The following is a 26,454-nucleotide window of genomic DNA, read 5'->3' as shown; positions in this document are numbered from 1 at the left end:
TACTGCGCGATGTCGCCGGGAATTCGATGACCGTTTCCGGTTTGTCCCGGTGCTTCGGTGAGACAGATCCTGGCTGCGCATCTCCGGGCGGAACAGGCAATGTGACCGGCCATGTATGGCCGGTGTTGTTGTGCTGCGACGCTCAGGCTATTCCGCATTTGAGGCGCGGACGTTCAGGCAATTCCGCGGCGGAATTTATTGAGCTGGTTCATGGGCGATTGGCTGAGCGCCGTATCGGTGCGAGAGCAGCGCAGCGTCGGGCCGGCCCGGACTGGGCGGTGAGACCGTTGTGACGCACCGGGAGGACCCCGTCAGGCTCGCGCTGGACACCGTGCAGGAGCTCCTGCTCTCGGTTGGTGGCAGTGCCGACCGCCCTCGCCGCGGCTGGCGCGGCCACGGTGTAGTGCTCTTCGGTGGTCAGGATGTTCGTCCTCGACGGCCGCCAGGTCAGCAATCATCCGGACCATCGCTGGCAACACCTGGGTCGTCGAGTTGGTCGAGTTGCCGTTGAACGCGTTCGGCGTCGGAGTCGCGGCCTTGTTCCCGGTACAGCTCCAGCGCCTCCCGCCACACCGCCTGAGCCTGCTTCCCTTCGCCCAGAGCGGTATGGACGTGCCCGAGCTGTTCTAGGGTGCGTGCGCCCTGCGCCGGGTAACCGATGGCGCGGGTTAGCGCCAGGGCCTGGTTGTAGTGGTCGACGGCCTGTCGGTGACGTCCGGTGTGGTGGTCGATGTAGCCGAGGCTGTCGAGGGTTTCCGCCTCGCCCGCGAGGTTCTGATGGCGTCGGTGGAGGGCGAGAGCGAGCAGGCAGTGTTGGCGAGCGCTGTCGTAGTCGCCCTGTTGGGCGGCGAACCACCCCACCAGGTTGCACGCGCTGGCTTCCCCCACCGGCTGTCCCAGCGTGCGGTAGTGGTGCAGGGCACTGGTGGCGTGCCCAAGGGCGCGTCGCGATTCGCCCCACTGCTCGCAGGCTCGGGCGAGCGCATGGTGGGTGTGGGCCAACTGGTTCGTGTCGTGGTGGTGCTCGGCCAGCGCGATGGCTTGGTCCAGGCATGCGAACGCCTCCGCGCGTTGGCCTAGTTCGGCATGGGCGGCGCCGAGGCGCCGCTGGGCGAGGATGTGGGCGGTGGGGTCGGGAAGGGGTGCGGTGGCTTCGGCCGCGGCCAGCCACACCGCCAGCCGATCGTGACGGTGGCCCTGCCGGTCGTGGTAGGTCTCCAGGTTCCAGGCCAATTGCCACACAAGCTGGTGCCACCCGTGGTCGGCCGCGATGTGTTGAGCGGCCAGCAAGGCGGCATGCTCGGTGTCCGACCAGGCCAGCGCCGCCTTGTCGTCCGGCAGGGAGTGGTCCTGCACGCCTGGCGGGGGCGCGCCGAGCTCGAGTGGCCGGCGGTGCGGTGAGAGGACGCGGGCAGCGCTGTCGGCGGCGCGGGCGTAGAAATCGCACACCCGCAGCAGCGCCGCTTCCTGCTGCTGCTCGTTCAGGTCGTGGTGGGCGGTGGTCGTGGCGTAGGTACGGATCAGATCGTGCATCGCATACCGGTCGTGGGGCTTGCGGTGCAGTAGCGAAGCCTCCACCAGGGTCCGCAACACCGTTCGGGTCTCAGGTAGATCCTGCCCGATGAGGCTGGCGGCGGCGGGCAGGCCGATGTCGGGACCGGGGGCGATGCCCAGCACGGCGAATGCGGTGCGCTGCTGGTCGGTCAGGCCACGCAGGGACCACGACAGCACGGCCGGCAGGCTGGCGGTGGGATCGGCGTCGTCGAGCGCGTCCAGGCCGGATCCGCGCAGTTCGGCGAGAAAATCGGTCAATGGCAGGTCGGGGAGAGCCTGGGCGCGGCCGGCCATGATGGTGAGCGCCAGCGGATACCGGCCGCACAGCTGGATCATCTCGGCCACGACGTTCGGTTCGGCTGTCACCCTGGGCTGGCCGAGGCGCTGAACGAGCAGGGCCCGTGCCTCCGCGCCGGTGAGGACGTCCAGGTTCAGATGGCGGGCGTTGTGCCGCGACAGCAGCGGGGTGAGCACGGCGCGGCTGGTGATGAGCACGGTGCAGGTCGAGGTGCCCGGCAGCAGCGGCGTGACCTGGTCCGCGGTCGCGGCGTTGTCGAGCACGACGAGCATCCGCTTGCCGGCGATCTGGCTGCGGTAGCGGGCGGTGTGCTCGTCCAGGCCGCCGCCGACATGTGCGGAGTCGACGCCGAGGGCGTCGAGGAAACCACGGGCCGCGGTGAGCGGATCGAGGGGTTCGCTGTCGGGGCTGAAGCCACGCAGGTCGACGAACAGCTGCCCGTCGGGGAACCGGTCGGCGTGGGTGTGGGCCCAGTGCAGGGCCAGCGAGGTCTTGCCGATGCCGCCGGCTCCGGCCAGCGCCGTGATCAACACGGTGGTCGGGTCCGCCGACGCCGTCTCGACGGCTGCGGTCAGGGTCGCGAGTTCGGTCGCCCGCCCGGTGAATCCCGCCGGCGCCAGCGGCAGATGGCGCGGCGTCGGGGCCGACGTCCCGGTGGCTCGGGCCGGGGCGGACAGGGCCGGATCCGCAGTCAGGATCTGTTGGTGCAGCTGCCGCAGGGCGGGGTTGGGGTCGGCGCCGAGCTGTTCGGCCAATTCCTCGCGCAGGCGTTGGTACGTGGACAGTGCGTCGGCCTGCCGACCGGCGCGGTACAGCGCGAGCATCAACTGTCCGGCCACGCGCTCGTCCAGCGGGTGTCGCGCGGTTTGCCGGTCGAGATCGGCCAGCAGTTCGGCGTGCCGCCCGCACCGCAGGGCGGCGTCGGTCCGGTCGAGTTCGACGGCGCGCCGCTCGGCGTCCAACGACTGCCGCATCGCGTCCAACCACGTGCTGTCGACATCGGCGAATGCCTTGTCGTGCCAGAGATCGAGGGCTTCGTCGAACAGTTTCAGGGCCTGGTCGGCCGGGCCGGCGGCGCGGGCCCGGGCGCTCATTTCCCGGAAGCGGTGCACGTCGACGTCGGCCGGGTCGACCACCAGCGTGTAGCCGCCCCGGCCTCGCTGGATCTCGACTCCCGCCGGGCCGGCGACCGCGACCCGCAGGCGTGACAGGTAGCTGTAGAGCACCTCGCGACCCCGCTGGGGCGGGGTGTCTCCCCAGACCCGGGCCATCAACTGGTCGGCGGACACCGGATGGTTGGGCGCGAGCAGCAGGACGGCGAGCACGCCGCGCTGACGGGCGTGACCGAGGTCGATCGGCCGGCCGGCAGCCAGGGCCGACACCGGGCCCAACACCCGGAACCGCACCGTCATCGGCCACCCCCACTGCGACCTCCGCCCGGTCAAGCAGACCAGACCCGGCCTGGCGGTTCAAGGTTCCTGAAGGGTTTGCCGTGGGTCCGGTCGGCACTGTTGCCCGAGCGGGGACGGAATTGCCCGGCAATCCGGACTTTCCCCGCGCGCAACGGCAATGGAGGGGAAACACATGCTTCGACGGGTGCTCGTTTCCGTCGTCGCGCTGCTCGGTGTCATGGGCGCCGGTCTCGCGACCACCGGTGTCGCGAACGCGTCGACACCACCGGGCGGCGGCAACGGAAAAGTCCTCAACGTGGTCTGGCAGCGGGAATCGTACAACTACTGGTGCGGGCCGGCGGCCACCCGGATCGCGCTGTCCGCGCGAATGGGTTCCGGGTTGCCCAGCCAGGCGACGCTGGCGGGCCAACTCGGCACCACCACGGCCGGCACGGACAACGTCGGGCTGGTGACCGGCGTGCTCAACCGGGACCTGCACACCAGCTGGTACGAGACGAAATGGATGCGCAACGACCCGCCGACCGGGGCCCAGGTCAACCTGCTGTGGTCGGACATCACCTACGACGTCGACCACGGCTATGCGCTCGTGGTGAACATCGACGCGCCGGCGAGCAATCACCCGCCCGGCTATCCCAATTACGAGATCCTGCACTACTTCACCGTCGCCGGATACGAGCCCGGCACCGACAACGTGTACATCGTCGACCCGGCCTCCGGCCTGCCGGGATTCGGCGCCGTGCCGCAGCACTACTGGCTGTCCCTGGGCAAACTGGCCAGCCTCGTTCCGCCGAAGGGTTATTCCGCCTGAAAGGACAAGGAAATGCACGGAAAGCGTGTGCTCGCCGCAGCCGCGGCGGCGCTGGGCGCCGTCGTGGTCACCGCGCCGATCGCGTCGGCGTCCCCGGCGGCCGGACCAGCGTTCGCCTGCGGCCAGTCCTACACCCACGTCCGCAGTTCGATCGACTGGCTGCGGATCCACACCTCGCCCGGCGTGAACACGCCGGCCGTGGGGCAGATCCCGGGTGGTTCGGGCTTCTGCTTCAACAGCGCCTCCGGCCGCACGGTCGGCGGCATCTACTGGGTCGACGGTTACGGCTACAACGGGTCGACCAGGGTGTCGGGCTGGGCCGACGGCGAATACCTCATCTGGCCGTGACGACCTCGGAAAGGACCGAGCGACTATGCGGAAACTCATCGCCATCCTGATCGGCACCGGCGCGCTGCTCGGCGGCGCGTTCGCGACGCCGGCCCAGGCGTCGGTCGCGACCCCGGCGAGTTCCTCGTGCACCCAGGACATCGGCGATCCGACCGGGCTTCAGAACGTGTCCACGGTGCGTTCCACCACCGCCACCCATGGCGGCCGCACCGTCACGGTGGAACTGCGCCACGGGTTCACCTGGGGCAACAACGTGGAGTACGCCTGGACCCGGATCGGCAACGCCCGTCCCGGTGACGGCATGTGGCTCGACATCACCCGGGACTCGCAGGCCACCCACGCCACGTGCGGCAGCACCAGCTCGCCGGTCAGCGGGCAGGCCTGGACGCATGCCTTCCAGACGTCCAGCCTGGCCAGCACGGCCATGCGGGCGTGCGGTGGAGTCACGAGCAACGGGACCGTCTACTTCAACTGCACCAACTGGTGGTGATCCAACAAAATGCGACCGCCCCCGGCCGTCATTTCGGCCGGGGGCAGCGTCACGTCCGATCGTGCGGGCTTGACGACTGTGACTGTCAGTTCGGCACGGCGATGGTGATGGCGTCGTCAAGGACGGCCGGCCGCGCCGATGAGGGCGGCGGCGATGTCACCATCGCTGCGAGCATGGTCATGGCAGGCCGCCGGTCGTGACCAGCGGTCGAAGTGGGGTTCGCGCAGCCAGGAAGACCAGCCTGGTGAGGAGTCCGCGGAGCAGGGCCCAGCCGACCAGCACGACGACGGCGCCGAGCAGGAGGCCGGCGACGACATCGTGTGGGTAGTGGGCGGCGATGTAGACGCGCGAGAAGGCCATCAGCAGCGCCGCCGCGGTTGCGAGCCATGCGACCAGCCGGTGGCGGACCAGGAACAGGCCGGCGGCCACCGCGCCGGCCATGGTGGCGTGGTCGCTGGGGAAGGAGAAGTCGGTGGTGTGGTCGGCCAGCACCAGCAGGTCGGGCGCCGTGGTGTACGGGCGAGCCTCGTGGAAGGTGTTCACGAGTGGCTGGTTGATGCCTACGGCAATGAGCGTGCCGAGCGCGGCCCAGGCCGCGGCGGCGACTCGGGCCGGGTTGCCGGAGCGGCGGGCGATCCACCAGCCGGCGACGAGCAGCGCCGCGAACAGCGCCACGCCGTAGGTGGCGTAGCCGTACATCAGGCTGTGCAGCCAGGGCGTCGCGCGGGCGAAGGAGTTGATCGCCCGCATCAGCGCGTCGTCCATGCCGGCACCTCCTGACCTTCTACTACATGCACGTAGTAGTTCATACGCCACGGTAGACCACCGGGTTGGCGGAGCGCCGTCCGGCCCTGGCCGTCGGCGGGACCGCTGTCGCGTCGTTCGGCCAGGTCACCCCGGCGCCGCCGGCCGGACGACCGCTTCGACGTGGTGTGGTGCTGGCCCCGAAGTCGGGTCGCTGGACGTCTACCCGGGCAGCAGTCGGCCGGCCACAGTGACTGTGATCCAGGTCACCTTCGATCGGGTCCTACGGCGTCCCCTGCGTTCGTCCTCTCGATGAACGACTTCCCGAGGAGGGCATCATGCAGAAGGTCATCGTCGCGCAGTTCGTCTCGCTCGACGGCGTCACGGACGACCCCGACGGCTCGGCCGGCACCCCGAACGGAGGCTGGGCCTTCCGCTACGGGCCCGGCCCCGTCGCCGGCGACAAGTTCGCGCTGGGCGCGCTGCTCCGCACCGGCGTGAACCTGCTCGGCCGGACCACGTGGGAACTGTTCGCCGGGCTCTTCGCCAGCCGTGAGGACGACTTCTCCCGTGCGCTGACCGCGATGGACAAGATCGTCGCGACTCGTTCGGGTGTCGACGTCGGGCGCTGGGCCAACTCGACCGCCCTCGAGACAGACCTGGTCTCGACGGTGCGCGACCGGGTCCGTCACCAGGATGTCGTGGTCACCGGCAGCGGTTGCGTCGTTGACCAGCTGATCGCTCAGGACCTGGTGGACGAGTTCCGGCTGCTGGTGTTCCCGACCGTGCTCGGCAAGGGCCGCCGGATCTTCGACGCCGCGTCAGCACCGCTCGACCTCACGCTGGTGTCGAGCGAGGACGCCGGTTCGGGCGTGCTGCGTCAGGTCTACACGAGACGCCGCTGATCCCGCAGTTCTCACCGCCGACGGCGGTCGGCGGCTGGGAGCTACTTGGCCGCCAGCACGAACTTGTCCGTGTAGGTCTTGGCCAGGTCGATCGACTTGCCCTTCACGTCCGGGTTGAACGCCTGCAACACCTTCAGGTCGGTGGCCGGCCCGTCGGGCGGCATGATGCCGGTCGGGTTGTAGATGCCCTTCTCGCTGTCGAACGCCTTGACGTAGGCGTCCTTGCCGGAGCCGGCGTAGTAGTCGGCCGGCATCTGGGCGGCCACGTCGGCGCCGCTGTGGCCCTGGATCCACGTCAGCGTCTTGACGTAGGCGTTGACCAGCTTCTGCACGATGTCGGGGTGCTTGTCGACGTAGTCGGCGGTCATGTAGAGCGAGGTCGCCGGGTACTCGCCGCCGAGCTGCTTGGCGGTGCCGGCGGCGGTGCGCATGTCCAGCAGGATGTAGGCGTCACCGGTGGCCAGCATGGTGGACACCGTCGGCTCGGTGGTCATCGCGCAGTCCACGTTGCCGTGCTGCATGGCGCCGATCAGGGTGGCCCCGGACTGCACGCCGATGCGGTGGGTGCTGGTCGGGTCGACGCCGTTCTTCTGGGCCAGGTACTGGGTGAGGAAGTCGGTGGACGAGCCGACGTCGGTGATGCCGAGATTGTGGCCCTTCCAGTCGGCGGGGGAGTGGATCTGGTCCTTGACCTCGTTGCGGCACAGCTCGACCTCGCCGGGCGTGGTGAGCATGGACACCACCGACTCCAGCTGCTGCCCGAGCCCCTGCATGGCGATCGTGTGGTCGTAGAAGCCGCCAACGCCGTCGACCTTGCCGGCGACCATGTCCGTGGTGGCGTCGACGCCCGCACCCTCGTCCTGGAGCGTGACGTTCAGGCCCTGCTCCTTGTAGTAGCCCAGCCGCTCGGCCAGCATGAACGGCAGGTAGATCTGCTTGTTCAGGCCACCGACCATGATGGACACCTTCTCGCCCGAACCGCCGGACGAGCTCCCGCCCGAGCCGCTGCCCGCGCTCTGCGACGCGTTGTTCGCGCAGCCGGCCGACAACACCAGCGCGGCGGCCACCACACCGATCCACGACTTCTTCACCACGACGATCTCCTTTGACAGCGGGGGATTCACAGGTCGGGGCCGGCCAACTGGGCCGGGCGCCACCGCAGCAGGCGGTTCTCCAGGCGCGTGATGAGCCATTCCGCGATCAGCGCGACCACGGCCATGATCACCATCGCCGCCCAGACGCCGTTGGCGTCGAACGTGCCCTGCGCGTTCTTGATCAGGACCCCCAGGCCCGAGGTGCCGCCGAGGAACTCGCCGACGATCGCGCCGATCAGCGCGAAACCGAAGCTCACGTGCAGGCTGGCGATGATCCAGGTGAACGCCGACGGCAGCACCACCTGGCGGGTCACCTGCCAGCGCGACGCCCCGAGGATGCTGGCGTTGGCGATGAAGTTGCGGTCGACCTCGCGGGTGCCCTGGAAGGCGTTGAAGAACACGCCGAAGAACACCAGCACGATCACCAGCAGCACCTTCGACTCGATGCCGAGGCCGAAGGCGAGCACGAACACCGCGCCCAGCACGATGCGCGGAATGGCGTTGAGCACCTTGATGAACGGGCCGAACACCTCGGACAGGAACCGCACCCGGCCCAGCGCGACGCCGCACACGATGCCCAGCACGGTGCCGATCACGAACCCGATCAGCGCCTCTTCCAGCGTGGTGACGATCTGGTCGCCGAGCGAGCCGATCGCGGTGCCCTCGGTGATCCAGGTCGTCAACCGGCCCACGATGCCCGACGGCACGCCGTAGAGGATCACGCTGCGCGGGCTGTCCTGGACGGTCAGCTGCCAGCCGCCGACGACCACGAGCAGCACCGCCACCTGGGTGAGGTGCACCAGCACGCGGTGCCGGCGGGCGGCCCGGCGGTGCAGTGACTCGACCGGCGCCACCTCTACCTGTGCCTGCTGCGCGGTCATCACGACGCCCTGTCCAACCGGGTGCTCTGCGAGTAGGCGATGTCCACCTCGGCGCGCAGCGCCTCCCAGATCTGGTGGTAGATGTCCAGAAAGCGCGGCTCGAACCGGATCTCCTGCACGACCCGGGGCCGGAGCAGGTCCACCCGGAACCGGGCCTTGACCGTGGCAGCCGGGCCGGCGGTCAGCACCACCACGGTGTCGGCCAGCGCGATGGCCTCCTCCAGGTCGTGCGTGACGAACACGACCGCCGGGCGGGTCAGGTCCCACAGCGCCAGCAGCTCGTCGGACATCTTGGCCCTGGTCTGCACGTCCAGCGCGGAGAACGGCTCGTCCATCAGGATCACCCGCGGCTCGTTGATCAGGTTCTGGGCCAGCGCGACCCGCTTGCGCATGCCGCCGGAGAGCTGGTGCGGGAAGCGGTCCTCGAACCCGGCCAGGCCGACCCTCCTGATCCAGTCGCGGGCCGACTCCAGTGCCTGCTTCTTCGGCACGCCGCGAAACCGCGGACCGGCGGAGACGTTGTCCAGCACGGATTTCCACGGCAGGATCGCGTCGGTCTGGAACATGAAGCCGACGCCGGCAGTGATGCCGTCCACCGGCTTGCCGTGCACGGTCACCGAACCGACCGACGGCCGTTCCAACCCGGACACCAGCGTCAGCGTGGTCGACTTGCCGCAGCCGGTCGGGCCGACCACCGCGCAGAACTCTCCTTCGGCCACGGTGAGGTCGAGGTCGCGCAGCGCCGTGTACGGGGTGCCGCCGGCCGTGGTGAACCGTTTGGTCACCTGTCGCAGTTCGATCGCGGGCGGTGATTTCTCTGCGCACACGGTAGGATTCCCTCCGTCACTGCCGGCGTGTTTCGTTCTCGTTGCCGCAGGACGGTAGGCAGGACGGGATCAGGCCGACAGATAACGCTCGATACCCGTCGAGGAGTGCGTTTCCCTGAGTTCTGCTCGTTCCGCTCAGTCGCGATTCCGGCAAAACGGTCCGCCGGCTTGGCATCGGTGTGACGGCGTGATGTCATTCGCCGACGCCCCGACGAGACGTGGCAGATCGGAGTGGCCATGTGGCGTACCCGCCCGCTGGCAACCCAGATCCTGCTCTGTGTGCTGGCCATCCTGCTGGCGACGAGCGCGGCCGGCGCCGTGCTGTACGCGAACCTGACCGACCAGACCCTGGACGTCCAGTACACGCAGCGCGCGCTGGACATCGCCAACACCGTCGCGCAGCTTCCCGAGGTCGCCGATGCGCTGGCGCACAAGGATCCCGACCACCGCATCCAGGCGTTGGCCGAGCAGGTGCGCAAGAACACCAGCGCCAGCTACGTCGTGGTGGCCGACCGCAACGGCGTGCGGTACTCGCATCCCACTCTGGCGTTGATCGGCCAGCGCCTGGAAGAACCCGTTGTCGCGCTGGACGGAAACGTCCACACCGGCATCGACCCCGGCAGCCTCGGCAACTCCGCCAACGCGAAGGTGCCGCTGCGCGCGTCGAACGGCGCGATCATCGGCGAGGTGTCCGTCGGCATCCCCGAGGAGCGGGTCAGCAGCCAGATCTTCTTGCAGTTACGTGACATCGCGCTGTACTCGCTGCTGGCGCTGGGCATCGGCGTGCTGGCCTCGTGGCTGCTCGCCCGGGGCCTGAAACGAGTGACCTTCGGACTGGAGCTGTCCGAGATCGCCGCGCTGCTCCAGGAACGCGAGGCGATGTTGCACGGCATCAGGGAAGGCGTCGTGGGCATCGACGCCAGGGGCCGGGTGAGCGTGCTCAACGACGAGGCCCGCCGGCTGCTGGGCATCCGCCGAGCCGGCACCGGCAGCCCGGTCGCGGAGTTGGTGCCGGCGGGGCGCCTGCGGGATCTGCTCGTGGACGGCCCGCTGGGCAACGACGAGATCGTGCTGACCGACGAGTTCCTGTTGGTGGTGAACAGAATGCCGGTCCTGCTGGCCGGGCGGCCGGCCGGACACGTGGTGACCCTGCGGGACCGCACCGAGTTGGAGGGCCTGATGCGGGAGCTGCACGCGCTGACCGGGCTGACCAATGCCCTGCGGGCCCAGGAACACGAGTTCACCAACCGTCTGCACGTGCTGGCCGGCCTGCTCGGGCTGGGGGAGACCGACGAAGCCGCGCGCTACCTCGCCGAGGTCGCCGGCGGCGGCGCCGCGCAGGCCGGCGACATCCAGGTCCGGATCGCGCCGGCCGAGCTCGCCGCGTTGCTGGTGGCGAAGGTGACCACCGCCGCCGAGTCGGGTGTCCGTCTGATCATCGACGCGGATTCGCGGCTCGATCGCGGGTACGCCGAGACCGGGCCGCTGCTGACCGTGCTCGGCAACCTCATCGACAACGCGGTCGACGCGGTGGCCGGCGGCCCGCAGCCGCGCGAGGTGACCGTGCGGATCACCGACACCGCCGACGTGGTTCGGGTGCTCGTCAGCGACACCGGGCCGGGTATTCCGGCGACGGAGGTCGAGAAGATCTTCCTCGACGGCTATTCGACCAAGTCCACGCGCAACGGGATGCGGCGCGGCCTGGGACTGGCCCTGGTCCGCCGGCTCGTGGTGCGCGCAGGCGGCTCGATCGAGGTGGCCGCCGGCCCCGGCGCGCGGTTCGAGATCACGCTTCCGTTGCACACCACCGAGTTGGAGGTGGCCAGATGATCAGAACGCTGGTCGTCGACGACGACTACCGGGTGGCCCGCATCCACGCCGCCAGTGTGGCGCGCGTTCCCGGCTTCACGTGCGTCGGCGAGGCCCACACCGTGTCCGAGGCCCGGCAGGCGATCGCCGAATCCGCACCGGACCTGCTGCTGCTCGACTTCTACCTGCCCGACGGCGATGGGCTGTCCCTGCTGCGCGACCTGGCCGCCGCCGACGGCCCCGCGCCCGACTGCATCATCATCACCGCCGCCCGCGACCTGGCCACCGTCCGGTCGGCGATGCACATGGGCGCGATCTACTACCTGGTCAAGCCGTTCGGGCTGCCGCAGCTGCGTCGCCAGCTTGACGCATACCGGCTGTGGCGATCGCAGACCAGCGGCGGCGGCGAAGCCGACCAGGCCACCGTCGACGCCCTCTACACGCTGCTGCGCGGCGCGACCCCGTCGCAGTCGGCCGACGCCATGATGCCGCCGACGATGCGGAAGATCCTCGACGCCGTACGGCTGTCCGTCGAGCCGGTGGGCGCGTGCACCCTCGCGGACCAGCTGGGCGTGAGCCGTCCCACCGCGCAGCGCTACCTGAGCGAGCTGCATCGCCGTGGCGCCGTTCATCTGCACCTGGAGTACGGCCGCGCGGGACGCCCAGAACACCGGTACGCGGTCACGTGACCTGTTGGTTGTTCGGCGGAACGCGTGGGGCGGTCGTTTCGCTGGCGGTTGTGGTGGGAACCCTGGCCGGATGCGACTTGGTCCACGTGGGAGTGCTGTGTCGGCGAGGGCGCGGACACTCACGTCGGTCGTGCTCGCCGTTGTCGTCGGGGTGATCTGCACGATGCTGGCCGGGTGGCGCTACGGGCTGCTGGCCGGATGGTTGGTCGGTGCGGGGACGTTCGTGGCGTGGCTGTGGGTGATCATCTGGCCGATGTCGGGGGAGCGCACCTCGTCCCACGCGGTGCGGGAGGACCCGGGCCGGGCGTCGGCCGACGCGCTGGTGCTCGTCGCGGCGGTTGCGAGCTTGGCGGCCGTCGGCGCCCTGCTTTCGGCCAACGGCGGGGGTGCCGGCGCGGAGACCGTGCAGGCGCTGGTGAGCATCGGGGCGGTGGGGGTCTCCTGGGCCACCGTGCACACGGTGTTCACGACCAGGTACGCGCGCCTGTACTACGGCGACTCGCCCGGCGGGGTGGACTTCAACGAGGACGAGCCACCGTGCTACACCGACTTCGCCTATCTGGCCTTCACCATCGGCATGACGTTCCAGGTCTCGGACACCGAACTGAAGACCAAGGAGATCCGGCGGGCCGCCCTACGGCACGCCCTGCTGTCCTACCTGTTCGGCGCGGTCATCATCGCCGCGATGATCAACCTCGTGGCCGGGCTCGGCAAATAGGCCGGGTCAGGCGTCGCGGCGGCGCAGCAGCACCGCGCCGAGGATCACCGCCACGGTCGCGTAGCCGCAGAAGACGCCGAATCCTGACGTCACGCTCCGGCGGCGGTGATGACGGCGTCGGTGGCGAAACCGAGCACCAGCCCGATGAACACGCCCCAGGTGGTGATCTCCTTCAACGCGGCCTTGCGGGCGACGGCCAGCAGTTCGATCACGACGTAGAGGATGGATCCGGCGGCCAGGCCAAGGAAGGCGATCGACAGGGTGTCGTTGACGACGCTCTGCCCGACCAGCGTGCCGACGAAGGTGGGGCCGCCGCCGATGAGGCCGAGCAGCGCGAGGAAGCCCCAGGATGGACGGCTGCCGGTGAGCGGGGCGACGATGCCGAAGCCTTCGGTGGCGTTGTGCAGGCCGAAGCCGATGATCAGCAGCACCGCCAGCGCGAGTTCGCCCTTGGCGGCGGAGTTGCCGATGGCCAGCCCCTCGGCGAAGTTGTGCAGCCCGATGCCGATGGCGATCATCAGCGCCAGCTGCCCGGAGGCGCTGCGCCAGGTGCCGGTGGCGAGCTCGCCGACGGCGGCCGCTCCGGGACCGGGCCGCCCGCCGCGCCGCGCCGACCAGCGGTCGAAGTACACGAGGCTGAGCAGCCCGATGCCGACGCAGACCGCCAACACGACACCGTTGCCCAGCGCGGCCCCGATCTCCTGGTGGCCCAGCGCCTCGTCGACCGGCTCCCATGCGTGCGTGAGCACGTCCCAGAGCAGAAACACCAGGATGCCGATCGCGACCGCGTTCAACCCGGCCTTGAGCCGTGGCATCGGCGCCCGCAGCCGGCCGAGCGGCAGGCCGAGGTAGATGGTGAAGCCGGCGATGGCACCGAGCAGGGCGATCTGCGCGGACGACATGGGTAACTCCCGAGGTCGAGGGCGGTACAGCGGCGCACACCGTAACTCAGGGCAGCCTCACCTAACAACTACAGTGATGTAGACGTGACTCCACGTCGGCTCAGTCGCAGGGTCGGCCGGCGTTGTCGCCGAGCTTGTCGGGCCCGTGCGGCAACGATGACGGCGGGTCGGGCACACCATGCTCGGACCATCGTTTCCCTTGCTGGCAAGGGGTTTCGGTCAGCGGGCGGTCTCGGCGATCTTCGCGGCGACCATGGCCATCGTCGCGCGGGCGCGGACCGGGTTCTCGGTGAGGAAGTAGTGGTCCACGCCCGGTGTCTCGTCGTGGATCACCGGCACACCGGCTTCGCGCAGCCGGGCGACGTAGCGGCGGCCGTCGTGGCGGAGTACGTCGTGTTCGGCGGTCAGCACGATCGCGGGCGGAAGTCCGGCGAGCGACGGTGCGAGCACGGGGGAGGCGTAGGGGTGTGTTCTTGTTGCCGGGTCCGGAAAATAGACGCGGCGCACGAGTCTGCGTAGCTCCACCGACAACCTGCCCCGCTCCTCGACCACGGGATCGGTGGCGAGGTCGAGCGCCGGCACACCCAATACCTGCAACGTCGGCAGCCACCGCCCGGCGTCACGGGCCTGCAGGCAGACAGAGGCGGCGAGCCCGCCGCCGGAGGAGAACCCTCCGACGGAAATCGGGCCGAGGTGGAGGTCGCCGCCGCCGCTGGCCGCCCACTCGGCGACGTCGTGGCATTGGTGCTGAGCCACGGGGTACGTGACGTAGGGGCCGGTGCGGAAGTCCACGTTGAGCACGGTGACCTTGGCAGTGGCCGCGAGGTAGCGGCACCACCAGTCGTCCATACCGGGAAAGCGCATGAGCCATGCCCCGCCGTGGAAATGCACGTGCGCGGTTCGGGCCGGCGACGACGGCTGATAGACCCACACCGGCACCGAACCGTGCCGCGAGGGCACACGGACCCGCCGGGGTGCGGGAAGGTCGTCACCGGCGAATCGCAGGTTGTCCCCGTAACACACCGTCCACGTTGCGGCGGCGTGCATGAAGGTGGCGATCAGCCGGTCTGTAAGTCGCATCGACGCCTCAGGCGTCGGCGCCGCTGGCGATCACGTTGGACGGCTTGGCCGGCATGGTCCGGCCCGGCTCCAGCGAGATCGCGAAGCGAGTGAGGGCACCGGCCGTGGACGGCCAATTGATCACCATCGGACCGATGCCGCCGGCCGGCACGTCGAAGGCAGCAAGCGCCTCGGGACCGGAGTCCACCAGCCCCCATGCCACGTACCGCTGGTTCGCGGCATTGGGGGACAGCGCCAGCGGCACGACGACCGCGCCGGCCGCACTGGTGATCAGCATGGCGGCGGGTTTGCCGGCGGCGTTGGTCAGCACGGCTCGTTTGGCGGCGGGGTCGCCGACGACGGACCTGATCGCGGCATCGCCCGCGGCCTGCGCCTGTTGCTCGCTGGTGAGGTTGCTGACCTGCACGCCCAGCACCGCGGTCGCACCGCCCAGCGCCACCACCACTGCAGCGGCGGCGGCCAGCAGACCTCGAGTCGGCCCGTGTCGCCGACGACGGACCACATGGATGGGCGCCGGCGGCGAAACCACCGACAGCCGGGGCGCGTCCTGGATCGCTGCGATCAACCGGCTCCGCAACCCCGGCGGCGGCTCGTCATACGGCACCGTCGTAGCCAACAGTGCGCCGACCTGCTCGGTGGCGCGCACCGTCTCCCGACACACCGGACAGGTCAGGAGATGCGTGCGGACGGCGTCCTCCTCCTCAGGCTCGAGTGCATACAGCGCCCAACCCACCGTGTCCTCCAACTGTGGGCAGTGCCCGTCGTCCCGGATCACGTCCATCACTGCACCTCCATTCCCTCGTCGTTGTCGGGTCCCGCGGTCAGCGGTGACAACAGTTGTCGCAGCCGTTTGATCCCGGCGAACGTGCGGGATTTGACCGTGCCCAACGGCAACCCGGTAATCGAGGAGACCTCGTTCTGGGTGTAGCCGCCGAGGTATGCCAGCTCGATGACCTCACGTTGGTTCGAGGTCAGCTGCCCCAACGCCTCGCGCACCAGTGACCCGATCATGCCGCTGATCGCCTTCTCATCAGCTCCGTGTTCCGACGGCGTGGCCTGATCGAGCGCCTCGTCGTCTCCGAACACGGTGCGCCTGCGGTGAACTGCCTGCCGGCGCACGACGTCCACCGAACGGTGATGCACCAGAGTGAGCAGCCAGCTGGCGAACGCACCGCGGGCCGGGTCGAACCGACTGGGGTCCTTCCACACCGAGAGGAAGGCCTCCTGCACGGCCTCCTCGGCGAACTCCGGGTCGACGCAAACCCGGCGGGCCAGCGAGTAGGCCTGCCGACCGTACCGGTCGTACAGCGCCGCGAAGGCCTCATGGTCGCCGGCCGCCACAGCCTTGACCAGTTCCGCGTCAGCGGCCTGCGTCGCGGCGGTCGGGTCGGCGTCCATACAGGTCGTCACCTCCGTGGTTCGGTCGGGACCGACGGTTCGGTTCGGTTCCCGTAGGACGTTCCCGAACCGAGCCGCTATAGATCCAAGTGTTGGTTGACCAGGCATGCCGCGGCCGCCAAGGTCCGGAGTTGGACGACGGTCACGCCGTGCTCGGCGAGGACCTCCACCCCCTGACAGTTCGCCACGAACAACGTGGGCTCCCGGTAGGCGTACACCACTCGACGCAGGCCTGCCGCCAGCACGAGCTGTGTGCACGTCGTCGGCCGCGACAGGGCGACCGCCCGCAGCAACCATGCGTGGTCGTCGAGGTCAGCGCTCACCGAGCCACCGGTACTCGGTCACCTCGCCGCCGCGGATGACCAGGGCGCCGATCTCGCCGCCGATGTCGAGCACCAGACTGTCGTCCATCGTTGTCCTCCGTACCTGGGTGTCCGTGGTGACGCAGGCCCCTCGCGCTGCGCCACCGCGGACCTTCGCGGTGTTCGTGCGCCGGTACCGATCCGGTTCGGTCTGTCGAGGACGACCTGCCGCGTCGTGTGGGGCAGCAGATGCGCCGGAGTCAGCCTGTGGAGAGTTTCCGTACTGAATGGCCGGGGCTGTTGCGCTGGCTGCGAAGCGAATACCGAACGCCGCCCTCCAGCCGCCAGAGCCGGAGAAAGCCGACGGACATCACGGCGCCGGTCACGAAGGCGAGCACGACAGCCAGCAGCTGTGGTGAGGCACCGGGTTGTTGCGCGAGCAGCGTGCGGAGGACGAGGAAGACCATCCGTGATTCCTGTTGCCGGGACGGGCTGGCGGACGGGAGCAGGAAATCGTCGACATCCACTTCTGAAGGCTCCGCCTGATGACCGGTCACTTTTCTGAGAAGGCTTCCTTCACCTTGTTCACCAGACCCCCGGCGGCCTCCATGAGGTCGTCCTCGGAGCGCCGGACTGGCGCGTGTCGCAGTGAAGACGCGGCCACGCGTGCGGACGTCACGGCCCTCGTGGGGTGATCGCAGCCACACCAACGAGTGAGCACTCGAACCGTGACGAGCGTGGCCGCGAACGCATCCCACCAGTGGTCGGCGCTCACGAGAGTCGGCGGAGGGGGATGAGATGCACGCGATGCGCTGGTGGGGCCGATGACGGTGCCGTCCGGCCTCACCGAACCGGCGATCGAACCAGGAGCGCTGGACGAGGCCACGCTGGTCGTCCGGGCGCGTGATGGCGACCTTCTCGCCTACGAGCAGCTTGTGCGGCGTCACCAGGCGCCGATCTACCGGCTCGCGGTGCGCATGCTGTCCAGCACGGCGGACGCGGATGACGTTGTGCAGGAGGTGTTCCTGACCGTGTGGCGCAGGCTCGCCCAGCTGGAGCACGCCGAAGCGTTCGTGGGCTGGCTCTACCGCACGGCCACCAACCGCTGTCTGCAGGTGATCCGCAACCGCAAGCCGATGGTGGAGGCCGACCCGGCGGAGCACGAGCTTGCCAGCCGCGGGGACCGACCGGATCGGGTCGCGGAGACCAATGCCCAGATGGCCGCTCTGACGACGGCTCTGCAGAAGTTGACGGCCGAGCAGCGGGCCTGTTGGTTGCTCCGGGAGGTGCACGGTCGCTCGTACGACGAGATCGCGGCGCCGCGCGGCGGATCTATCTGTCGTGGGCCGATGCGCCCGACTCGACCGACCAACATGAGGAGACGTCATGACCACCTCGACCGCGAAGAACCCGAACTCGATCACGACCGGCGGCGAGATCGAGAAGAGCCACGCACTGATGTCGACCCACGGAATGACCAGCATCGCCGACACTGTCGTGCAGAAGATCGCGGGACTGGCCACGCGGGAGGTGTCCGGCGTTCACGGCCTCGGCGGTGGCGCCGCGCGGGCGTTCAGCGCGCTGCGTGACCGCATCCCGGGCGCCTCGGCCAGCGTCGGCCAGGGCGTGTCGGTCGAGGTCGGCGAGAAGCAAACGGCCGTGGACGTCCAACTGGTCGTCGAGTACGGCGTGTCCATCGCCGACCTGGCCCGGGCGGTTCGCCGCAATGTGATCACCGCGATCGAGCGGATGACGGGGCTGGAGGTGGTCGAGGTCAACATCGCGGTCAGCGACATCCATCTGCCCACCGACGAGCAGATCGACGATGCCGAGACTGTCCGCGTGCAATGACGCGTCCGGTGTCCGAACCGAACGGGAGCCCACCATGACATCCACTCACCTCGGCTTGCTCGGTGTCCAGAGTGGACATCGTCGTGACCGGGATGACCTCAAGCGTCACGGCCGTCAGGAGAATCCAATGAAACTCAGGCCCCGCCGCGTCCTCCCCGCTGCACTGGTCGCGTTGGCGCTGCTCGCGGTCTGCGTCATCGTCGCGGTCTCCGCCGCGCAGACCCTGGCCGGACAGCAGCCCTGGGTCAGTTATGCCTCGGTCACGGACACCCTGCGCTCGCTCCGCTGGGAGGACCGAGCTATGGCGATTGCGGGTGGTGCCGCGGGCGTGGTCGGGGCGATCCTCGTGCTCGTGGCGCTCCTACCTGGAGGCCTCGTGGTGTCGCCCTTGGACGGCGACGACGGCGGCATCGTTGCGGGCGCCGAGCGTCACAGCCTTCGTATGACCCTGCGAGCCGTGGCGTCGGCGGTGGACGGGGTCAGCGGCGCCAAGGTCGCCTTGAGCCGGCGCCGAGTCGTCGCGGTGGTTCGAACCGAGCGAACCAATCCGGCGGGATTGGAGCAGGGCGTTCGTGACGCTCTGGACCGACGACTCGACCAGATCACGCCGTTGCCCCGGCCCGCGGTGGCGGTCAGGGTCCGAGCTCGCAGGAGTGCCTCATGACCGGCATGAACCGTCCGGCTCGTCTCAATCGCTTCCTGCTCGCGCTGATCGGGCTCGTGCTGCTCGCCGCCGGGGGTTTCGCCGTCGCCGCCCACTACGGCCGACTCCGCATCGTCGAACGGCAAGCCGGCGTTTTGTACACCGCGGACACGCCGGCAACCGGTGTCCTTCTTGCTGCGGGCGGCGTCGCTGTGGTCATCGGGCTGCTGTCGTTGCGGTGGTTGTTCGCGCAGCTCTCACGTGCGCCCAAGGCCGGTGTGTGGCGGTTGGAAGGCGACGACGGTGTCTCGCGGTTCGCGTCGAACGTCGCGACCACGCCGTTTTGCGGGGAAATCGAGGCCTACCCCGGCGTGCGTGCCGCCCGCGCCGTTCTTGCCGGCACCATGGCTGCGCCGAGAATGATGGTGGTGGTCATCGCCGGGCAGGACGCCGACGTGACCGACATCCGTCAGCGACTCGAGACCGAGGGCCTGCCTCGGCTGCGCGAGGCGCTCGACCTGGACATCCTGCCCGCTTCGGTCGAGTTCCGCTTCACCACGACCGCCTGACGGAAACAATTCACCCCTCGTAGCGACGAACCGATGTGGCCGGCCGGGGCGAACGTCCCGATATGGAAGAACGCTCACCCAGGCTGCCGGTCATCATCGCGGTGGTGATCGGAATCGTCGGTGTCGCGGCGGCGCTGGCGGCCGGACACCTGGTGGCCGCGTTCATCGATCCAGCTGCCTCGCCGTTCCTCGCCGTCGGCAACAGCGCGATCGATCTGACGCCGTTGCCCCTGAAGGATTTCGCTGTCCGCACGTTCGGGACGTACGACAAGCTCGTGCTCCTGACGGGCATGGGCGTGTTTCTGTTGCTGGTAGCGGCGACCGCCGGCGGTCTTTCTCGGCGGACCGCAGTCCCGGGAACGGTTCTCGCTGTGTTGCTGGGAGCGCTCGCGATCGCCGCCGTGCTCGCGCGGCCGAACCTGACTCCGGTGGCTGTGCTGGCGCCGGTGACGAGCCTGGTTGCCGGCGTCGCGGTCTTCCGCTGGTTGCATGCCCTCGCCATGCGCGACCAACACAACGCGGTCCAGCCGGAATCCGCGGGCCGCCGCCGGTTCATGCTCGGTTCAGCGGCGGCAGTGCTCGGCGTCGCCGTCGCCGGCGGGCTCGGCCAGTGGCTCACCGGCCGAGTGGACGTGCAGGGCTCGAGGTCGAAGGTCACGGCCTTCCTGAGCCGCTTCACCCGGACGTCGGTCCCGGACGGCGCCGACTTCGCGGTTCAGGGAACGGAGACCTTCCTTACTCCCAACGCGAAGTTCTACCGCGTGGACACCGCGCTGTCGGTGCCGCAGCTGCGGGCCGAGGACTGGTCGCTCCGTGTCCACGGCATGGTCGACCGCGAGTTGCGCCTGTCCTTCGACGACGTGAAGTCGATGGACCTGGTGACCCGAACGATCACCATGACGTGCGTCTCCAACGAGGTCGGTGACCCGTACGTGTCCACGGCCGACTTCACCGGGGTGTTGCTCAGGGAGCTGTTGGCCAAAGCCGGTGTCCAGCAGGGCGTCGACCAGGTCCTCTCGTCCAGTGTGGACGGATACAGCGCCGGAACGCCGCTGGCGACGGTGATGGACCCGGGGCGCAACGCGATGCTGGCCATCGGGATGAACGGCGAGGCGCTGCCGCCGGAGCACGGCTTTCCGGCGCGATTGGTCGTTCCCGGTGTCTACGGGTATGCCTCGGCGACCAAGTGGGTCACCGACATCGAGTTGACGACGTTCGCCGCCAAGCAGCAGTACTGGGTGCCGCGGGGTTACTCCGCGCGGGCGCCGATCAAGACCGAGTCTCGTATCGACGTTCCGCAGGGGCTCCAGGCCCTGCCGAGTGGCAAGGTCGTCGTCGCCGGCATCGCCTGGGCGCAGACCAAGGGCATCCGCAAGGTAGAGCTGCAGATGGACAACGGTCCTTGGCAGGAGGCCGATCTCGCGGTGACCGTGAACGACGAGACGTGGCGGATGTGGCGGAAATCCTTCGACCTCAAGCCGGGTACTCATCAGGTGGTCTGCCGCGCGACCGACAGCACCGGCTACACCCAGACGCAGGACCGGGTGAGTCCCATCCCCGACGGTGCGACGGGCTGGCACACGATCCTGTTCACCACGACCTGAGCCGGCGTGTGATCGAAGCGTTACCAGAGGTGTCGAACCGACCTTCGCGGTCGAGCGAACGCCAAGTCAGACAACGGAGATGCCGACCACAAGGTTGAGCATTCCTCGCTATTAAACCAATGGAGTGATCCTCGTGCGCAACTACCACCGTATCGCCGCCGCGGCCCTGGTCGCCGCCGGCGCCCTGACGCTTGCCGCATGCGGCGGCAGCAACTCGTCGTCCGGGTCGAGCAGCACCACCACGACGTCGATGGCGCCGAGCACGACGATGTCCGGCGCGGCGTCGGACGGTGTCACCAAGACCAGTGACACCTTCGGTCCGGCGTGCGGGAAGATCCCGGCCGATGGCAAGGGTTCGCTCAACGGCATGGCCAGCGACCTGGTCGCGACCGCGGCGAGCAACAACCCGTTGCTGACCAAGCTGGTGGCCGCGGTCAAGGCCGCGAACCTGGTCGACACCCTCAATTCCCAGAAGGCGATCACCGTGTTCGCGCCGTACGACCCGGCGTTCGACGCGCTGGGTGCGGACAAGTTCGCCGCGCTGGCCAAGGACCCGGCCACCCTGGCGCCGATCCTGCAGTACCACGTGCTCCCGCAGCGTTTCGACGCCGACGGCCTGATCGCCGCCGGCTCGGAGAAGACCCTGCAGGGCGGCACCGTCAAGATCTCCGGTGACAAGAGCGCCGGCATGATGGTCAACGACGCGCACGTGCTGTGCGGCAACATCCCCACCGGCAACGCCACCGTGTTCGTCATCGACAAGGTCCTCACCCCCGCAAGCTGAACAACCCTCGTAATTGCGATGGTGCCCTGACGCTGCGGCGTCCGGGCACTTTCGTCTGCCAATCGGGCGCCGCTCGGCCGGACTCTGCCCGGCCCTGGCGGACTCCAAGTCCGGCGGCGCGATCCTCTGCCACATCGCCGCCCGAATCGCCGCTGCCGCCGACCAGCTCGCCGGCTGGTTGGTGCCGCTGTTCGACGTGGATGAGCACACCGGCACTTCGCCGGCCTGGACGACTTGGTTGGCGGCTCGGGTGGCACGGCGCGGTCATCCGTCCTGCCGCCCCGGGCGACGGCTGCTGCGCCGTGAGATTCATACGCGTCACGCCCGCCGTAAATGCGAGCACGAGTCGGGATCGCGTAATTCTGTGAAATCAGGCTCGATTGCCCGAATTCACTCGGATGGTGTCGTGGTTTGGCGCGCGGGTGGTTCTCGATTCCGCTCATTGGATGATGGATGGACGGCGTTCGGCCTGATAGCGGCGAGTGTGGCCATTGCCTCGGTGGTGGGATCGGCAGTTCGAATTGTTCCCGCCATGATGCAGTTTCAGGGGCTCCGGCGGTGAGGCGGTCGCAGGTCGGGTTGTGCGGGCGGAGTCAGAGGAGGTTGAGGCCATTCGAGTAGGTGTTTCATGAGTTGCTAACGGGAGTGAGCGCTTGCGCTTGCGGAGAGTGAAAGCGCGCATGCAGATGCGCGTGCATATTGCGCGTGCACTGTGCCATGATGGAACGATGATCACTTACGGTTCCGGTGATGAGCGTGTGCGACCACGGCAGAGTGCACCGACAACGCGGAAGGGGAGGCGATGACCGGACGCGCCAAGCGCAGCCCCGCAGCCGACGACGAAGGTGAGACGCCGGCCCGCCGCACGGGTCGGGCGGCCTCGGCGCCGGCGTCCACCCGGCTCACCGCGAATTTGAACCCGGCCACCATGACGGCGCTGCACCGGTTGGCAGCGACAGAAGGGGTCACCGTGACCGAGGCGGTGCGGCGCCTGGTCGGCTACGGCGACGTGATCTACCAGGCGATCAAGTTCGACGGCGACGACGTCCTGATCAGACGCGGCGACACCTACGAGCGGATCGTCATCGTCTGACCGGCGCCGTCATGGCGTCGAGCGCGAGGTGTGACGCGGCCGCGACGGTGAGCCCCGGGACGAGGGTGCCGTTCCGGACGATGCCCGTCACGGTTGCTGTCGGCCTCGCGGGGGAACGAGGGGACGAGCGCGCGAGCCGGACCGGCCAGCGCGCCACGTCACCGGAGATCGATCAGTTCCAGTCCTCCCCGCCCCTGTCGTGTTCCGAACCTGACTGTCCCTCGTGCTGCTCGCCACGAGCTTCGGCCGAACTGGCCATTGAGTCCCTCCTGACAATGGTTCGTTTGTTCGAGCTCCCGGCCGGCTGAACAGGCATCGGCCTGTTCGGGTTGACAGCTGTCGGCCGGGATCGCCCGCCGTTGGCGGGGTGTGTCGCCCACGATGCCCGTCCGAATGTCGGCGTGCGGCTCGCGGAAGTCGAGAGATCAGTCCATTGTGGGCTTGCGGGTGGAGCGGTTCGTGACGTAGTCGTGCAGCGCGGTGCGCAGCGACGCAGCGTGGCTGACCACCTCGACGCGCAGCCTGGTCAGTTCACTGCGTTGGTGTGCTTGGGAATCCTCGTGTGCGCCGGGCCAGACCCTCAACTGGTGCCTGCGAAGTGCGCGAGCGATGGTATGGGCTTGTTCGCGTGCGCGCAGCAGTCTTTCCACATCTTCCCTGATCGTGTGGAGCTCCGGTCCGCGTTGGGTGAGAAGCCTTCGAGCGGTGGCGAGCGCGGGCACCGTCCTGGTCGGATGGAGGACCCTGGACCGTGACAACCCGAGAACCTCCAGCGCTGCTACGGAGATGTGCAGGTCGGTCCGCGGTTCGAGGGCGTCATGCAGCCGGGTTGCGAGCGTGGTTCGTTTGCCGTGGACGCGCAGCAGCTCGGCGTGCCTGAAGTACACGGCCCAACTCGCGCACCACGTCGACGGACACCGCATCGCCAAGTCGAGCAGGAGTCGGAGCCGGCCAGCGTCAGGGCGCATTTCCAGCTGTGCCTGCATTTCTTCCAGCCATGACACGGCGAGGGGCGCTGGCATCAGCGCCGCCACGGCGGCCAGCATGCCGTGCCGTCCACTTCGGCGGTACCTGGAGAAAGCCCGCAGCCGGCTGCCGGCCAGCAGACCGAGCGCCGTTACGCCGGCGGCGAGGACGGTGCCGGCCGAAGGCCCGTCCAGCTGGGACGCGGCGATACCGGATCCGCTCGCGTGCGCGGCCGCAATGTTGACATCACAACGACTCCAGAGCGATGTCACTGTCCACTCCACGATGTTTGGCGGCCGCGTGATCAGTGTGGCTGGCCGACTGTCACGGGTGAGCCGTGTGCGATGGAAGAACCTTATGCGTCGCTAGCCAGCATCAGGGGTGAACTTGCTGGTGCGAACGTGTGATTCTCGACTGTCCGGTAGGACGTAACAAGTGTGCTTTAGAGGGTGCTGTGATGCGCATGCCAGACGGCCTCGCACCCGATCGAGTCGTGAAACCCTTTGTTGTCCCCCAAATGAGGGGAACCGGTGGTCGGTCCGTCGCCGTTGTCGGAGTGTCTCGTGTGGAGGGACTCGTCGCTCGGCCCGGTGTGTGGCGGGGCAAGCGCAGACGCGGGGGCGGCAAGCGTGTCCGCGGACCGGGAACAGTCGGTGGTCGGCCTCGCTCCGTGGGGTCGCCACTGGGATCACGGCGTCCACTGTACCCTACATCTTATTCAATATAGGTGGCTCGGGCGGCGCGCACCCGCGCGTGCTTGAAGCCGCGCGGTCCGTTGGTGTTGATCTTGGTGGTCCGCAGCACATCCGCGCGCCGGTCCGATTGTGGGCGGGATAGGGTCGGTCGAGTGAGTCGGCCGCGGATGACAGTGCAAACACAGGCAGTGCTGCACGCGCTTCTCGCCGACCCCAATGCGGAACTGTATGGTCTCGAAATTGCCGAACGGACCGGCCTGCTGCCGGGCACGACCTATCCCATCCTGCTTCGGCTTCAGCAGGCGGGCTGGATCGACGGCCGGTGGGAAATGATCGACCCGCACGACGAACAGCGTCCTCGGCGTCGCTATTACAAACTCACGGAAGACGGCGCCGAGGCGGCGAAGGCCGCATTGCGCAATGCAAGTGTCCGGCTCGGTTCGGCCGTGCGGAGGTGGGGTCTGATCGATGGCTCCACGTGACATCGTCGAGCGAGACGGGCGTCGCGCTGTGCTTGTTCGCGTGTGGTTGCCGCCGTCGCTGGGCGTGTTTCGCTTGGCCTGACGAATACTGCGTCGCCGCGCGGCCGGTGTTTCCGTGCTTGGGCGTCCATGGGTGACCGCTCGGTCGGCACGTCGCGGTCGTGCACGTGCACGAGCCGCCCGCCGGCACACGGACGGCTGTGCGGAAGGGTGAAATCGAGGTAGTGGGCAGACTCGCCGCTGGACCCTGGCCTCGGCGCCGCGCGCCGTGATATGACCTCCCCGTCAAGATCGTCAACACGGAGAGAAGGCGTAGACCAGGTGTGCCGCGCCCTCTGGTGGCGTCCGTGGGATGGTCGTGAATACACGCAGCTTGTGAACAGTTTGTTCGACAAGTTCCGTGTAGAAGTCGATATTGTCCCGGCGGTCGTGACGGGTTCTGGCAAGTCCGCTGGACGTGGCGCGTCGGCTGTGCTGTGTCCAGTCGGCAGTCCACTCGAAGGAGTGATGTAACACTCGATCGGCTCAGTGTCAGCTCTCGCGTCATGGGTATTTATTCGATATAGTCATTTGTTCTGGAGGGAACCCTTCCTGGGGAGGCGGGTATGGCCGGAAAAGTGTGGCAGGCTGATCCCACCGCTGAATTCACGCGTCGTCTCGGCATATCGCCGCATGTGGCGGGTAGTGGGCGGTTCGGCGACGAAAAGGCCAGTGGTGAGGACAATGACTGTCCGGAAATCTGGGAGCTCGACAACGGTGATGTCGCGGTAATCGGTCGCGATCTCACCGATGTGTATGCGCAGCGACTTCCCGGCGGCGTTACCGTCGGTTCGAATGAAAGACTCGTCATTATCCCGCGTGGGATGATAATCGCGGCGAAGGTGGATATTCCTGATGCGTGACACTCTTGACGGCGTTCAGGGTGAGCTGTTGCCTGGAAACGCCTATCCGGAGGACTTCGACAAGGCGTTCTGGAATATCGGTGAATCGGGCTTCTGGAAACTGGAACGTCGGCAGACCTTCCGGGAACCCCGCAGCGAGAGCTGGCGAGCCTTCGCGGCCGGTGATCTGGCGCAGGCGCGCCGGCTCACCGACGCGCGTCGTCCCGAGCTGGCCGAGTACTACCAGAAGATCTCGGCGCACGGGTTCTACACCCGCCGGGCGCGGATCGTCGAACAGCCGATCTCCCCGTACCTGCGGTGGGAACTGCATCTGCTGCGACTGCGCGACGAGCTCGGCGGCGCGGCCCGCATCGTCGATGCGAAGCAGGTGGCGGAGCTGGAGCGAAACGGACAGCTGCCCGAGATCGTGATACTCGGCGACGCCGTCATGTATGAGGTCCTCTACGACGATGACGGCGTCGGTCAGGGTGGCGTTCGATACACGGATCGCGAACTGATCGAGCGCTGGCGGAACATCACCAAGGACCTCTACGAAGCTGGCGAGAAAATCGACGTGTACTGCGAGCGCGAGGTGCCTTCACTGAAGGACTCGTTCGGAGAGTGAGC

General features: G+C 68.5%; 28 protein-coding genes and 1 pseudogene. 17 read left to right on the top strand and 12 right to left on the bottom strand.

Going from position 1 to position 26,454, the window contains the following annotated elements; genetic code table 11:
• Window positions 1–447: 447 nt before the first annotated feature.
• Window positions 448–3,264: an AfsR/SARP family transcriptional regulator gene (locus tag M3Q35_RS19205; protein ID WP_273943265.1), complete on the bottom strand. Its 2,817-nt coding sequence runs from the start codon at window positions 3,262–3,264 to the stop codon at window positions 448–450.
• Between the two features lie 172 nt (window positions 3,265–3,436).
• On the opposite strand from M3Q35_RS19205, the gene M3Q35_RS19200 reads away from it, so the two are divergent.
• The 3 genes from M3Q35_RS19200 to M3Q35_RS19190 are packed head-to-tail and all read left to right on the top strand — an operon-like array spanning window position 3,437 to window position 4,910.
• On the top strand, window positions 3,437–4,072 hold the full coding sequence (locus M3Q35_RS19200; protein WP_273943264.1) for a C39 family peptidase: 636 nt from the start codon (window positions 3,437–3,439) through the stop codon (window positions 4,070–4,072).
• Window positions 4,073–4,084: 12 nt separating this feature from the next.
• Entirely contained in the window at window positions 4,085–4,420 is a 336-nt protein-coding gene (locus M3Q35_RS19195) for a hypothetical protein (RefSeq protein WP_273943263.1), read from the top strand.
• Window positions 4,421–4,445: 25 nt separating this feature from the next.
• Window positions 4,446–4,910, top strand: a complete 465-nt coding sequence (locus M3Q35_RS19190; protein WP_273943262.1) for a hypothetical protein — start codon at window positions 4,446–4,448, stop codon at window positions 4,908–4,910.
• A gap of 177 nt (window positions 4,911–5,087) precedes the next feature.
• Here M3Q35_RS19190 and M3Q35_RS19185 read toward each other — a convergent pair whose 3' ends face one another.
• Window positions 5,088–5,675, bottom strand: coding sequence for a phosphatase PAP2 family protein (locus tag M3Q35_RS19185; RefSeq protein ID WP_273943261.1), 588 nt, complete (start codon window positions 5,673–5,675; stop codon window positions 5,088–5,090).
• A 317-nt stretch (window positions 5,676–5,992) separates the two neighbouring features.
• Here M3Q35_RS19185 and M3Q35_RS19180 point away from each other — a divergent pair, with 317 nt between their 5' ends.
• Window positions 5,993–6,559, top strand: coding sequence for a dihydrofolate reductase family protein (locus tag M3Q35_RS19180; RefSeq protein WP_273943260.1), 567 nt, complete (start codon window positions 5,993–5,995; stop codon window positions 6,557–6,559).
• Between the two features lie 41 nt (window positions 6,560–6,600).
• Here M3Q35_RS19180 and M3Q35_RS19175 read toward each other — a convergent pair whose 3' ends face one another.
• From M3Q35_RS19175 to M3Q35_RS19165, 3 genes are read right to left on the bottom strand one after another with little or no spacing between them, the layout of a single operon-like run.
• Window positions 6,601–7,653 (bottom strand): ABC transporter substrate-binding protein, encoded by a 1,053-nt coding sequence (locus M3Q35_RS19175; protein ID WP_273943259.1) that lies wholly within the window; start codon window positions 7,651–7,653, stop codon window positions 6,601–6,603.
• Between the two features lie 26 nt (window positions 7,654–7,679).
• Entirely contained in the window at window positions 7,680–8,534 is an 855-nt protein-coding gene (locus tag M3Q35_RS19170; RefSeq protein WP_273943258.1) for an ABC transporter permease, read from the bottom strand.
• Complete coding sequence (locus M3Q35_RS19165) at window positions 8,534–9,319, bottom strand: ABC transporter ATP-binding protein (protein ID WP_273943257.1); 786 nt, start codon at window positions 9,317–9,319, stop codon at window positions 8,534–8,536. Before M3Q35_RS19165 ends, M3Q35_RS19170 begins: the two co-directional genes overlap by 1 nt.
• 279 nt (window positions 9,320–9,598) lie before the next feature.
• On the opposite strand from M3Q35_RS19165, the gene M3Q35_RS19160 reads away from it, so the two are divergent.
• From M3Q35_RS19160 to M3Q35_RS19150, 3 genes are all read left to right on the top strand, one after another.
• Window positions 9,599–11,191, top strand: coding sequence for an ATP-binding protein (locus tag M3Q35_RS19160; RefSeq protein ID WP_273943256.1), 1,593 nt, complete (start codon window positions 9,599–9,601; stop codon window positions 11,189–11,191).
• Complete coding sequence (locus M3Q35_RS19155; RefSeq protein ID WP_273943255.1) at window positions 11,188–11,859, top strand: response regulator; 672 nt, start codon at window positions 11,188–11,190, stop codon at window positions 11,857–11,859. Before M3Q35_RS19160 ends, M3Q35_RS19155 begins: the two co-directional genes overlap by 4 nt.
• A 130-nt stretch (window positions 11,860–11,989) precedes the next feature.
• The gene (locus M3Q35_RS19150) at window positions 11,990–12,577 is read left to right on the top strand and encodes a DUF1345 domain-containing protein (RefSeq protein ID WP_273943254.1); all 588 of its coding nucleotides are present in this window, start codon (window positions 11,990–11,992) and stop codon (window positions 12,575–12,577) included.
• Between the two features lie 89 nt (window positions 12,578–12,666).
• On the opposite strand, the gene M3Q35_RS19145 is transcribed toward M3Q35_RS19150, so the two are convergent.
• The 6 genes from M3Q35_RS19145 to M3Q35_RS19120 all read right to left on the bottom strand — a co-directional run bounded on the left by M3Q35_RS19145 (window position 12,667) and on the right by M3Q35_RS19120 (window position 16,786).
• Complete coding sequence (locus M3Q35_RS19145; RefSeq protein ID WP_273943253.1) at window positions 12,667–13,479, bottom strand: ZIP family metal transporter; 813 nt, start codon at window positions 13,477–13,479, stop codon at window positions 12,667–12,669.
• Between the two features lie 219 nt (window positions 13,480–13,698).
• Window positions 13,699–14,559 carry an alpha/beta hydrolase fold domain-containing protein gene (locus tag M3Q35_RS19140; protein ID WP_273943252.1) on the bottom strand — a complete coding sequence of 287 codons (861 nt, stop codon included), beginning with the start codon at window positions 14,557–14,559 and terminating at the stop codon, window positions 13,699–13,701.
• A 7-nt stretch (window positions 14,560–14,566) separates the two neighbouring features.
• Window positions 14,567–15,340 (bottom strand): anti-sigma factor, encoded by a 774-nt coding sequence (locus M3Q35_RS19135; RefSeq protein ID WP_273943251.1) that lies wholly within the window; start codon window positions 15,338–15,340, stop codon window positions 14,567–14,569.
• A complete protein-coding gene (locus M3Q35_RS19130) occupies window positions 15,340–15,957 on the bottom strand; it encodes a sigma-70 family RNA polymerase sigma factor (protein WP_273943250.1) in 618 nt (205 codons plus the stop codon). Before M3Q35_RS19130 ends, M3Q35_RS19135 begins: the two co-directional genes overlap by 1 nt.
• A gap of 77 nt (window positions 15,958–16,034) precedes the next feature.
• Window positions 16,035–16,280, bottom strand: a complete 246-nt coding sequence (locus M3Q35_RS19125) for a hypothetical protein (protein ID WP_273943249.1) — start codon at window positions 16,278–16,280, stop codon at window positions 16,035–16,037.
• 239 nt (window positions 16,281–16,519) lie between these two features.
• Window positions 16,520–16,786 (bottom strand): hypothetical protein, encoded by a 267-nt coding sequence (locus M3Q35_RS19120; protein ID WP_273943248.1) that lies wholly within the window; start codon window positions 16,784–16,786, stop codon window positions 16,520–16,522.
• A gap of 297 nt (window positions 16,787–17,083) precedes the next feature.
• Between M3Q35_RS19120 and M3Q35_RS19115 the strand changes: the two are divergent.
• From M3Q35_RS19115 to M3Q35_RS19085, 7 genes and pseudogenes are all read left to right on the top strand, one after another.
• Window positions 17,084–17,575: pseudogene (locus tag M3Q35_RS19115) on the top strand (RNA polymerase sigma factor); the annotation flags it as partial.
• A gap of 70 nt (window positions 17,576–17,645) precedes the next feature.
• Window positions 17,646–18,110 carry an Asp23/Gls24 family envelope stress response protein gene (locus M3Q35_RS19110; protein ID WP_273943247.1) on the top strand — a complete coding sequence of 155 codons (465 nt, stop codon included), beginning with the start codon at window positions 17,646–17,648 and terminating at the stop codon, window positions 18,108–18,110.
• Between the two features lie 127 nt (window positions 18,111–18,237).
• Window positions 18,238–18,774 (top strand): DUF6286 domain-containing protein, encoded by a 537-nt coding sequence (locus M3Q35_RS19105; RefSeq protein WP_273943246.1) that lies wholly within the window; start codon window positions 18,238–18,240, stop codon window positions 18,772–18,774.
• Entirely contained in the window at window positions 18,771–19,322 is a 552-nt protein-coding gene (locus M3Q35_RS19100) for an Asp23/Gls24 family envelope stress response protein (RefSeq protein ID WP_273943245.1), read from the top strand. The genes M3Q35_RS19105 and M3Q35_RS19100 overlap by 4 nt, the downstream gene beginning before the upstream one ends.
• Before the next feature lie 62 nt (window positions 19,323–19,384).
• Entirely contained in the window at window positions 19,385–20,926 is a 1,542-nt protein-coding gene (locus tag M3Q35_RS19095; protein ID WP_273943244.1) for a molybdopterin-dependent oxidoreductase, read from the top strand.
• A 133-nt stretch (window positions 20,927–21,059) separates the two neighbouring features.
• On the top strand, window positions 21,060–21,710 hold the full coding sequence (locus M3Q35_RS19090) for a fasciclin domain-containing protein (RefSeq protein ID WP_273943243.1): 651 nt from the start codon (window positions 21,060–21,062) through the stop codon (window positions 21,708–21,710).
• A gap of 802 nt (window positions 21,711–22,512) precedes the next feature.
• On the top strand, window positions 22,513–22,803 hold the full coding sequence (locus M3Q35_RS19085) for a hypothetical protein (RefSeq protein WP_273943242.1): 291 nt from the start codon (window positions 22,513–22,515) through the stop codon (window positions 22,801–22,803).
• A gap of 425 nt (window positions 22,804–23,228) precedes the next feature.
• Here M3Q35_RS19085 and M3Q35_RS19080 read toward each other — a convergent pair whose 3' ends face one another.
• Complete coding sequence (locus M3Q35_RS19080) at window positions 23,229–24,041, bottom strand: hypothetical protein (RefSeq protein WP_273943241.1); 813 nt, start codon at window positions 24,039–24,041, stop codon at window positions 23,229–23,231.
• A gap of 575 nt (window positions 24,042–24,616) precedes the next feature.
• On the opposite strand from M3Q35_RS19080, the gene M3Q35_RS19075 reads away from it, so the two are divergent.
• From M3Q35_RS19075 to M3Q35_RS19065, 3 genes are all read left to right on the top strand, one after another.
• Window positions 24,617–24,946 carry a PadR family transcriptional regulator gene (locus M3Q35_RS19075; RefSeq protein ID WP_273943240.1) on the top strand — a complete coding sequence of 110 codons (330 nt, stop codon included), beginning with the start codon at window positions 24,617–24,619 and terminating at the stop codon, window positions 24,944–24,946.
• A gap of 605 nt (window positions 24,947–25,551) precedes the next feature.
• A complete protein-coding gene (locus M3Q35_RS19070; RefSeq protein ID WP_273943239.1) occupies window positions 25,552–25,848 on the top strand; it encodes a hypothetical protein in 297 nt (98 codons plus the stop codon).
• The gene (locus M3Q35_RS19065; protein ID WP_273943238.1) at window positions 25,841–26,452 is read left to right on the top strand and encodes a DUF6879 family protein; all 612 of its coding nucleotides are present in this window, start codon (window positions 25,841–25,843) and stop codon (window positions 26,450–26,452) included. Before M3Q35_RS19070 ends, M3Q35_RS19065 begins: the two co-directional genes overlap by 8 nt.
• Window positions 26,453–26,454: the final 2 nt, after the last annotated feature.

The organism is Kutzneria chonburiensis (assembly GCF_028622115.1).
Classification (GTDB): Bacteria; Actinomycetota; Actinomycetes; order Mycobacteriales; family Pseudonocardiaceae; genus Kutzneria; species Kutzneria chonburiensis.
This window is presented reverse-complemented; position numbering and strand designations above follow the sequence as displayed.